Origin of the sequence: Kocuria sp. CPCC 205235 (assembly GCF_040980905.1) — a bacterium.
Lineage (GTDB): Bacteria > Actinomycetota > Actinomycetes > Actinomycetales > Micrococcaceae > Kocuria > Kocuria carniphila.
On record NZ_JAVKPR010000046.1, the window covers coordinates 1 to 9,922 of the forward strand.

At 62.3% G+C, this 9,922-nt stretch carries 4 protein-coding genes and 4 pseudogenes; 4 read left to right on the forward strand and 4 right to left on the reverse strand.

Annotated elements, in window-relative coordinates; translation table 11 throughout:
- Positions 1-423 (forward strand): group I intron-associated PD-(D/E)XK endonuclease (locus RF638_RS15625; RefSeq protein WP_368842425.1); only part of this gene is annotated, 423 nt, incomplete at its 5' end.
- Positions 424-775: 352 nt separating this feature from the next.
- Here the strand turns inward: RF638_RS15625 and RF638_RS15630 are convergent.
- Positions 776-976, reverse strand: a pseudogene (locus RF638_RS15630) (IS3 family transposase); the annotation flags it as partial.
- Positions 977-1,184: 208 nt separating this feature from the next.
- Here RF638_RS15630 and RF638_RS15635 point away from each other — a divergent pair.
- Positions 1,185-2,237, forward strand: a complete 1,053-nt coding sequence (locus RF638_RS15635; RefSeq protein WP_368842426.1) for an IS110 family transposase — start codon at positions 1,185-1,187, stop codon at positions 2,235-2,237.
- A 15-nt stretch (positions 2,238-2,252) separates the two neighbouring features.
- On the opposite strand, the pseudogene RF638_RS15640 reads toward RF638_RS15635, so the two are convergent.
- A pseudogene (locus RF638_RS15640) lies at positions 2,253-2,522 on the reverse strand (transposase); the annotation flags it as partial.
- 66 nt (positions 2,523-2,588) lie between these two features.
- Here RF638_RS15640 and RF638_RS15645 point away from each other — a divergent pair.
- Positions 2,589-3,050, forward strand: a pseudogene (locus RF638_RS15645) (transposase); the annotation flags it as partial.
- Here the strand turns inward: RF638_RS15645 and RF638_RS15650 are convergent.
- Positions 3,051-4,682, reverse strand: a complete 1,632-nt coding sequence (locus RF638_RS15650; RefSeq protein WP_368842427.1) for a hypothetical protein — start codon at positions 4,680-4,682, stop codon at positions 3,051-3,053.
- A gap of 502 nt (positions 4,683-5,184) precedes the next feature.
- Complete coding sequence (locus tag RF638_RS15655; RefSeq protein WP_368842428.1) at positions 5,185-7,737, reverse strand: ABC transporter; 2,553 nt, start codon at positions 7,735-7,737, stop codon at positions 5,185-5,187.
- Between the two features lie 509 nt (positions 7,738-8,246).
- Between RF638_RS15655 and RF638_RS15660 the strand changes: the two are divergent.
- Positions 8,247-9,636: pseudogene (locus tag RF638_RS15660) on the forward strand (IS1380 family transposase).
- Positions 9,637-9,922: the final 286 nt, after the last annotated feature.

The window sequence follows — 9,922 nt, forward strand, 5'->3', positions numbered from 1 at the left end:
ATCGAGGACCTCGACGTCTATCCCCAGCTACCCCGCACCACCGGCGCGCCCACACTCAACTCTGAAGAGCCGGATAACCTGCATCGAGCGGGTTCGCTCCTGGCCGCTGCTTGGTTTGCCATGTGTGGGTGCAGCGTCTCTTGGCCTTTGGAGCCGAGCCGGTACGACTTGATCGTGGATGGCGCATCAAGGCCCCGTCGCATTCAGGTAAAGACTACAACCGTGCGAGCCGGAGCATCATGGAAGGTCTACCTGTCAACCTCACGCCAGGGACGCAGCGTCTATAGTTTGGATGAAATTGATGAATTTTTTATTATTGATGGCGACTTCGTATATTATTTAATACCTGTCGCCGCGGTGGGCGGCCTTCACGCCATTCACCTGGGTGCTTATAAGCAGTACAAAGTAACGCCACTGCAATAATTCTACTAATCAATTGGATCTACCCACGTATAACATCGAGGGGAAAGTATCGAGATACCATGCCGGACCGTCCTCTTAGAGAGCTCTTTTGCAGCGGCCCGTCAAACTCCCACCCATAAGCTCACAAGCTGAATCGAGATACTCCTCCATGCACACGTCGGGCATGAAGGTGCAACGCGCTGCTTGCGCGGACCTGCGGCGGACGGCAAGGGTCTTTGCGTAAGCGTTCGGGTCTGGTGTCGGAACAGGTGGCATCGGACATGGCTAGCCGAGTGGGTTTGCCTGGAAGGGTCTGCTGCACGGATAGGTGACAACCTGACCTGACCTATGGCCTGGTTTCCACTCTCGATCGCTAGCTTCCGGTGGTGGTGAGTGCCCGCGGGGTGCGGGCGAGGTCGTAGTCGTGCGGTGTCGCGTACTCGAGGGAGGAGTGCCGGCGTCGACGGTTGTAGAACACCTCGATGTACTCGAAGATCGCGTTCGCCAGCTCGATCCGGGTCTTCCACTTCGTCCGGTTCAACAGCTCGATCTGCAACGTCGACCAGAACGACTGTGACGCTGGGTGCATGCCGCGCGGCAAGGTGGTGTCGACGGGTGTGACTCACAGAATGACCGACCCCGTTCGGTGTCCTCATTGAGAGATATGTCCGCTCGTCGCCCGCCGACTACCGATGGCTTGATCAGGAGCTTGTCCCCTCGGGTGACTCATCACAGTCCTGCCTCATTCGCCGGCGGTCACCGTCGAACGAATGGAGGACATCATGTTGGAAGACCTGGTGGAACACGTCATTGGCGTGGATCCCGACCGAGATCGCATCACGGCCGCGGTCGTATGCGCCAAGACCCAAGGCGAGCTGGCGGCCAGAACTTTTCCGGCTACGGGGCGGGGTTACCGGGCCGCGCAACGATGGGCAGGAGACTATTCGAGCCCGTCTCGAAGAGCTTGGGCGATCGAGTCCAGCGGCAGTTTCGGCGCGGGTCTGGCCACCGCACTGGCTGAGGCCGGGGAGTTCGTCATCGAGTTCGACCACCCCACCAAGCGGGCCACCAAGGACGGCGCGAAATCCGACACGCTTGACGCGGTCCGTGCGGCCAGGGAAAGTCTGGGGCGCTCGAGCTGGTCCACCCCACGTTCCCGGGGCGCCCGAGAAGGGCTGCGCACGCTGATCGTCGCCCGTGACAGCGCAAAGCTCGCCCGCGTGGCGGCGATCAACATCCTCAAAGCCCTCGTCGTCACCGCCCCCGAGGAACTGCGTGCCGAACTGCGTGGTCGTCCGTTGGGACAGTTGCTCACCCGGTGCCGGCGACTGCGCCCCGATACCGCCACCGACCCTGAACTGGCCGCGACCAAACTGTCATTGCGCAGCACGGCTACGCGCATCACGGAGCTGACCCGCGAATGCGAAGAACTCGAAGCTGCCATGCTGCCGCTGGTCAAGGCCATGTCGCCGCGACTTCTGGAAGAGCCCGGCATCGGCACCCTGCTCGCCGCCCAGATCCTGATCTCCTGGTCCCACCCCGGGCGCTGCCGCAGCGAATCCGCGTTCGCCCGTTTGGCCGGTGCCGCCCCGTTGGAGGCCACGTCGGGGCAGACACAGACCCGCCACCCGCTCTCGCGCGGCGGAGATCGTCAGCTCAATCGCGCTCTGCACCAGGCCGTGTTGATCCGCACCAAGGTTCATCCGCCCACGAAGGCCTATCTCGCGCGCCGGATCGCCGAGGGCAAGACCAAACGCGAGGCGATGCGCTGTCTCAAGCGCTACTACGCCCGCCACGTGTTTCGCGTCCTCGAAGCGTCCCCGATGCCCTCTTGACTCCGATAGGAGCATCTCCATCATCGCATTGTCGAGACCATCGCCGACGGTTCCGAACGAGGGCAGCAGGCCCGCGGAGCGGATCTTCTGGGTGAAGACCCAGGAGGTGAACTGGACTCCGTGATCCGCATGAACGATCCCTCCGGGCCCGGGCTGACGTGCACGGATCGCCATGTCCAGTGCGTTCACGACTAGGGTGGAGTCTTGTTTGGAGTCGATGGCCCAGCCGATGATCTTGCGGCTGCACGCGTCCAGCACGGCTGCGCAGTAGATCTTGCCTTCCCGGGCTTGAGTTCCAGCCATCGTCGCAACACTCTGATCGAGAGGTGCGTGCGATGGATGGAACTCAAGACCAATGAGGGCAAGCTCTACGTCTGCGCGTTCAAGGACGTCTACTCCAACCACATCGTGGGTTACTCGATCGACTCGCGCATGAAATCCCGCCTCGCGGTCACAGCGCTGAACAACGCCCTCGCCAGACGCGACGTGGCCGGATGCGTCGTTCATACCGACCGAGGATCCCAATTCCGAAGCAGGAAATTCGTTCGTGCTCTGAGTTACCACGACATGATCGGATCGATGGGCCGCGTCGGGGCAGCCGGTGACAACGCCGCCATGGAGAGCTTCTTCTCACTGTTGCAAAAGAACGTCCTGGACCGCCGAGTCTGGGCCACCCGGGAAGAGCTCCGGATCGCGATCGTGGTCTGGATCGAGCGGACCTACCACCGCCGGCGCAGACAAGACCGCCTCGGCCGCTTGCCCCCCATTGAGTTCGAGACAATCATGACCACACCAGCCGATCAGGCTGCCTAACTAACCACTGTCACCTGATCGTGCAGCAGACCCGTCGGTTTCCCGGTAAAGCAGTTGAGTCAGCGTAGCCTCCACTGATACCAGGTGCATGCGAACAAGCCCGACGGTGCCTTCGGATTGGTGCTTGCCAGCCTGGAAGAAGTTCTGGAGAGTGCTAACGGACACTGCTAGCGCTTTCGTCTGAGCAACAATGAGCTTAATTTCACCAGGATGGCACCTCTGGACCGCATATGCGACGCGGCCGGCACGGGTCGGTGCAGGTTTTCCATCCTTCATATATACCGAGTCCTTATGGAGTCGTCCTGTCTCATGTTCCGCGAGGACAGCATCGTCTGGTGCCAGTGCCCGTAGTGTCCGATCAAGCACCTCCACGGCAGCGTGCGATGCCATAGCTACCGCGGCCGGCCCGTTCAACTCGACCTGCGCCCAGGCAGCTTCCAAGAGCTCTGGGATTTGGGAGTCGACTTCACCCAAGGATTTGAGTAGCTCTTGACGAGCGTTCTGTGGTGACGTGAGCCAGGGCTTGACCACCTCGTCTTCGAGAAGTTTGCTCGAATCTTCGTCGATCCTTCCCGTGGAGATCAGGAGATCGGCGGCGGTGATGCCTGCAATACCTCGGCTAGCGTGCGTAGCAAATGCGAGATCATCAACATCCGGGGCTACGGAGATCCCGGATAGATATCTACGCAGCGCCCGTGTAGGTCTCGCGCTCAGCGCTGGCGAGAGCATCGTGGATCTATTTTGGGTTGCAAACTGAGCGACGACTCTCGAGGTTGTGGCGTTGATGCCCACGATGTCGCGTAGCAAGCCGGCGTTGCCTTCGGGAAGCTTGACTGTGCCGACTAGCGATCGAGCGGTGGGTTCGGCGAGTAGCGTCTGGCGCCACGAACTCATCAGTTTGTCAGTGTTAATGAGGTGCGCGATCCCGCTCGTGTCTGCCAACTTCTGAGTTGAAATGGCACGGGCAATCCCGAGATCTTGTGCAGAGAACCGAGTTGCCAAACCTTTTGAGAGATCTGTTGTAGCATCGACGCCGAGCTTGGCGACCGTAGGCCCCTCGATTCTCGCGGCCATCTTGCTCAAGACAGATGATGCTAGACCAACACCAGCCGTGTCGACGATAAGTTTCGAGAACATTGACGTGACTGAGTCGGACACTTTCAGGCCCGAAGTTAGCGAGAACCCGGCACGTTCTGTTGTCGACCGAGCGATTGCATCCAGGTTCAGGGACTGATGCTTGAAAAGATCGCCACGAAGCGCAGAGGAAAGCCCGATATCCTTTAATGCGCCGCCAGCGAGCGAATTGGAAGTGCTCGTGAAGGGGCTTATCTGGATTGAAGCCAGGGATTGCGGCGTCACGAAGCTCTCTATGAACTTGTTCGTTCGCTGCGTCGATTCTAGAATCCTTGGACGGGTCGCCTGGATCACGAGCTTTCTGATGCGCTCGTTTTGCTCCAACCACGCAGGAGATGCCACTCGGGCTACGTCCTCAAGCGCCGATGTGCTGACTTTCGTCACGTGAGTAGATGGTCGTTCTGTCTCAACAGGAGCTTCGTGGACCTGCCCATGTGGAGACGGAGCATCTTCTCCGCCGCGCTCTTCGCTGCTGTTCGGCCGCTTATCGATATCCATCTGGTCTCTTTCTGCATCTTGGTCTACTCTCAATCTTCTTGGAGATCATAGAAATCTCCCGTGGCTCGTCTTGAGCACTCCGACTTTCGCCGCCTGTGTTTCGGGTGATATAGCGGTTGAGGTTCTGAGACTGTTGTCCGGCAGACGATACATAAGCCGTGAATTCCGAGACGTGAGGCTGATCGTTGGCCACTTTCCTCCGCATTGGAACTCATCAGATACCCATCTAAATCACCAGCCACGGCCGCCACCAACAATCGACACCCGAAGCAAGCAAACCTCGTGGTTACTTGTATACACAAGGGGATTCGCAAGTTCTGAGACAATTGGCGGAATCAGGAAATCGGAAGGATCCTCCAGGGAGCGCCGGTTCGAAGCCTGTGAGCCCGGCCAGCGTCTCCTCCAGTGGGGAGGAAGGACTGCAATCCAACACGGGATCCTGGGCCGTCGCTACCCCCATGGACGCCAGCGCAAGCGTTGAGTCTCCTGCAGCAGGTGCAATTCATTCAGAGTGCTCCGTTGTCTCAGCACGACGCGCGAGGTATACCCCGGTGCGGCTGTCCGCCCGTTTCAACAGCTCGGCAGGCGTCCCCGAGGCGACCACGGAGCCCCCGTCAGATCCTGCGCCCGGGCCCATGTCGATAATCCAATCGACGACACTGAGAGTCCGTAGATCGTGGTCGGCAATCACCACGGTGTTACCCGAGTCCACCAGCAACTGGAGTTGCGCGACCAGCAGATCGGCATCCGCGGGATGGAGTCCGGTCGTGGGCTCATCCAGGATGTAGAGGCTGTGACCGCGTGATGAGCGATGCAGTTCCGAGACCAGTTTGATGCGCTGAGCCTCACCACCGGAAAGGGTCGGCGCACTCTGACCCAAACTGACATAGCCCAGGCCGATGTTCTGCAGCAGCGTGAGGATTGCAGATGCCTTGGGCACGTCGTCAAGGAAGTCGGCCGCCTCGTCGACGGTCATGGCCAGCACATCCGCGATCGTCCGGTCGCGGTAGGTCACTTCAAGGGTTTCGGGGTTGTACCGCTTGCCGTGGCAGTCGGGGCACGGCGCCGTCTCCGTGGGCATGAACAGCAGCTCGATGCTCACCTCGCCGTCACCCAGGCAGGTGGGGCACCGACCCTCGGGCTGGTTGAAGGAGAAGCGGCCGGCCCCGAAGCCACGTTGTTTGGCCCCGGGCTGCGTGGCGAAGAGCTTGCGAACGCCGTCGAACAGTCCGGTGTAGGTGGCCAGCGTTGAACGGGAGGTCCGCCCGATCGGACGCTGGTCTACGAGGATCACGCGGTCGACGCCGTTCAAGCCGGAAGTGGACGCGGTCTCCAGACCATCGCTGCCCAGGTCCCAGACGGGAGCGCCGTTGACGAGTTCTTTGGCGACCTCGACGGAGTCAGGATTGCGCTCCTCATCCGCCTGGGCGTCACCCGCGTCGAGGTGCGCGCGTACCGCATTGGCGAGAGCCGTGAGAACGGTGGTCTTGCCCGATCCGGAGACCCCGCTGATCGCCGTGAACGCGTGCAGCGGCACCTTGATGTCCACGTCGGAGAGGTTGTGCCCAGTGACACCTTGCAGTTCGATCCAGTCCCCAAGTTGACGCGGGGCGTTCGCGCCCGGCGGCTGCGGGGCATTCGGGCCGAGATAGCGGGCCGTGACGGATTCCTCGACCGAGTCCAGACCGTCCGACGGGCCGTTGTAGAGCACGCGCCCGCCGTAGCGGCCCGCACCCGGGCCGAGGTCCACGATCCAGTCCGCAGTGCGGATGATCTGCGCGTTGTGCTCCACGACGAAGACCGTGTTGCCGTCGTCCTTGAGCCGCTGCAGCGCACCGAGGAGCAGTTCGAGGTCGGAGGGGTGGAGTCCGGCCGAAGGTTCATCCAGCACGTAGAGGACGCCGAAGAGTCCGCTGCGCAACTGTGTCGCCAGGTGCAGCCGCTTGAGTTCTCCGCTCGACAGGGTCGAGGTGGGCCGCGCGGTCTCGAGGTAGCCGAGCCCAATATCGATCATGGTCTTGATGTGGTCCTGAAGGACATCAATGAGCGCGAGGGCGGCCTGCCGGCGTTCAACGGAGAGCTCGTCGGTCGCCGGGTGGGTGCGAGCGTCGTCGAGGAACGAAGCGAGGTCGGCAAGGGGGAGGCGAGCGGCGTCGGCGATGTCCACACCGGCGATGGTGACCGCGAGTGCTTCCGGATTGAGGCGCTTGCCGTGGCAAACGGGACACAGCTGGTCCGTCATGAAGGAGGCGGCCGTCGCCCGCATTCGGGCCGACGGCGAATCTGCAAAGGTGTGCTCAACCCACCGTTTGGGGCTCATGTACGTGCCGTTGTAGCGATCATCGACGCGAACGGTGGGTTGCTCGTCCGTGGTGAGGACCCACTCGCGCGTGTCGGTGGGCAGTGACTCGAACGGCGCGTCGATATCGATGCCGAGCCCCCGGAGGATGCGCCGGTTGTTCTTACCGCCGAACGCGCCGGGCCACGCGACGATGGCGCTATCGTCAATGCTGAGGGAGGGGTCCCCGACGAGTTTGTCGATGTCAACCAGGAGGAGCCGTCCCATACCCGAACAGGTGCGGCAGGCACCAACGGCGGTATTGGGAGAGAAGCTGTCCGAATCCAGGGGCGCGGCGTCGCGGGGGAAGGTGCCCGCGAGATCGGCTGGGCGGTAACCCTCGGGGTAGGTGCCCGAGCGCGAGAAGAGCATGCGCAGGACGTTCGAGATCCGAGATACGGTGCCGACCGACGAGCGAGTGCTTCCGGCATGCTGCTGGCGCAGGGCCACCGCCGGTGGGAGTCCGCTGATGAGCCGCACGTGAGGAGCGGAACCCTGATCGATGAGCCGGCGCGCGTAGGGGGAGACCGACTCGAGGTAGCGCTGACGGGAATGAGAGTAGATCGTGCCGAAGGCCAGCGAGGACTTCCCCGATCCGGAGATCCCGGTGAACGCGACCACGGTGTCGCGGGGGATGTTCACGTCGAGCGCCCGCAGGTTGTGTTCGCGGGCTCCGCGAACGGCGATGTGCCCGGGAACGACGTCGCTCGAGTTCAAAGGTCCTCCTAGGGATTTTGCGTCTTCGGCATGGTTTCCGGAAGAAGCGGCACTCCCGTGCCCCTCCTAAACTACGGGGTATGGGCCGGACAACTGAAGCAGCCGGATTTCAAGCCCTGCCAACGCGCTAGCTGACCGCAAGATGCAGCTCGCGGCGCTCGCAGACCTGGACCGCGCAGTGATAATTTTCGCGGCTGTCTTTCCCAGGGACGCCTATGCAACTGGGGTATTGCCCTCCCGCGACATGACGGGTCAGTTGTACAAAATCTTCAAGATCCAGCTCAACCCCGCCTGCACGTACGGGGGTCAGGTGCGGTTGGCTTTCGAGGCCCCGAACGATGAGCTTTTGAGCGTCGCCGAGTGGGGAGCACCGGGAACAAACCCCGGGTTCTTCTCTAGCCTCGGTCTTTCATGGGCTGGCGCGTGTTTAAAACCTGAAGGGCGCTTTGACGCGGGAAAATGTAGTTACCACACCGCATTTCCAGCGCACGTCAAGGAGCACCCTTCAGATGAATCACTCTACCGGTTTCTATCCCCGCATCCGCGTCGATGCCGCTGGGGAGGCGGTGGTGTTTCAGGCCGATGGCGTGGTGTTGACCTCAATGGTGAAAGCGTGTGGGCTGGCGGCGGGATTGCCCCGGGAGGTGGAGCCGTGGCGGGCACCATGTGCCAGGCATGATCCCGGCAGGATCCTCACCGACCTGGCCTTGTCGCTGGCCACCGGCGGGGACTACGTATCGGATCTGGATCGGCTTCGAAATCAGCCCGAGGTCTACGGTGCTGTTGCCTCGAACCCCAGCATCAGCCGCTGGTTCAAGCTCCTGACAACGGCGAAGCCGGCCGCCGCGTTGGCGACGATCAACACCGCCCGCGCGGCGGCCCGAGCCCACGTGTGGGATGGCGCCGGAGAACACTCGCCGCCGCACGGGGCCAACGCGCAGGACCCGCTGATCATCGACCTGGACGCCTCCTTGGGGACATCGCATTCGGTGAAGGAGGGCCCGACCTGGAAGAAAGGATACGGCTTCCACCCGTTGATGTCGTTTGTGGATCACGGGCCCATCGGCACCGGGGAGCCCCTGGCCGTGTTGATGCGGGCCGGTAATGCCGGGCCCAACACGGTGGCCGATCATATCCAAGTCGTGAAGGACTCCCTGAAACAGCTACCGGTAAGGTACCGGCCGGGGGCGGAAGATCATGATCCGTACCGACTTGGCCGGGGGCACTCATGGGTTCCTGGACTGGCTCACCGCCACCTCCCGTAACCCCTCCTACTCCGTCGGCTTCCCCAGCCACGGAGCCGTCGAAGCCGCGCTCCCACAGGTTCCCAAGGCTGCCTGGAGCAGAGCCTATGACAACGACGGGGTAGAACGGGCCGGAGCCTGGGTCGCCGATATCACCGGGATGCTGGACCTCTCATCCTGGTCGGGCGGGATGCGGGTGATCGTGTGCAAGGAGATCCCTCCCCCCGGGGCGCAACTGCGCATTACCGATGTCGACGGGCACCGCTACACCGCCCTGGCCACCCACCAGGCCACCGGCCAACTGGCCGCCCTGGAACTGCGCCACCGGCTACGGGCCCGGTGCGAGGACCGAATCCAAGCGGCCAGAGACACCGGTCTGGCCAATCTGTCCTTCCACGCGTTTGCCGACAACGCCCTGTGGTGCCACGTGGTGATGCTAGCCACCGAGATCATCACCTGGACCCAGATGATCGGGCTCACCTACAGCAAGGCCCGGCGGTGGGAACGGAAGAAGCTGCGGGCCCGGCTCTTCGAGATCGCCGGGAAAATCACCCGCCACGCCCGAAGACTAACCCTGCACATGGCCGCCCCGGCCCCGGAAACGCCACTGATGATCCAGGCGCTGGAGCGCATCGCGGCGTTGAGCCCGCCATAGTCTACCACCACGGCCCCGAAACCATCGACAGCACCATCGGCACCACCGTGAGCGGAGTAGAACCGGTCACCGCCCACCGCCCACCGCCCACCGCCACGGTCAGCGGTCACCATCTCGTACCCATCTGCAAGAATCAGACCCGTCAGACCTGAGTTGGCTCACGACCTGGGGCTCTGCGGCATGGCGGGGCTGTGACCTGTGGTGATGCTGTCGGCTTGGGGCGGTTTCACGCACTAATTGGATGGTTCTAGAGTCGTGGTGTGGTGTTCATCAGGCGGGTGCGGAC

Coding starts and splice junctions, on each gene's coding strand:
- RF638_RS15635 (WP_368842426.1), top strand. CDS start 1,185: ATGTTGGAAGACCTGGTGGAACACGTCATTGGCGTGGATCCCGACCGA.
- RF638_RS15650 (WP_368842427.1), bottom strand. CDS start 4,682: ATGGATATCGATAAGCGGCCGAACAGCAGCGAAGAGCGCGGCGGAGAA.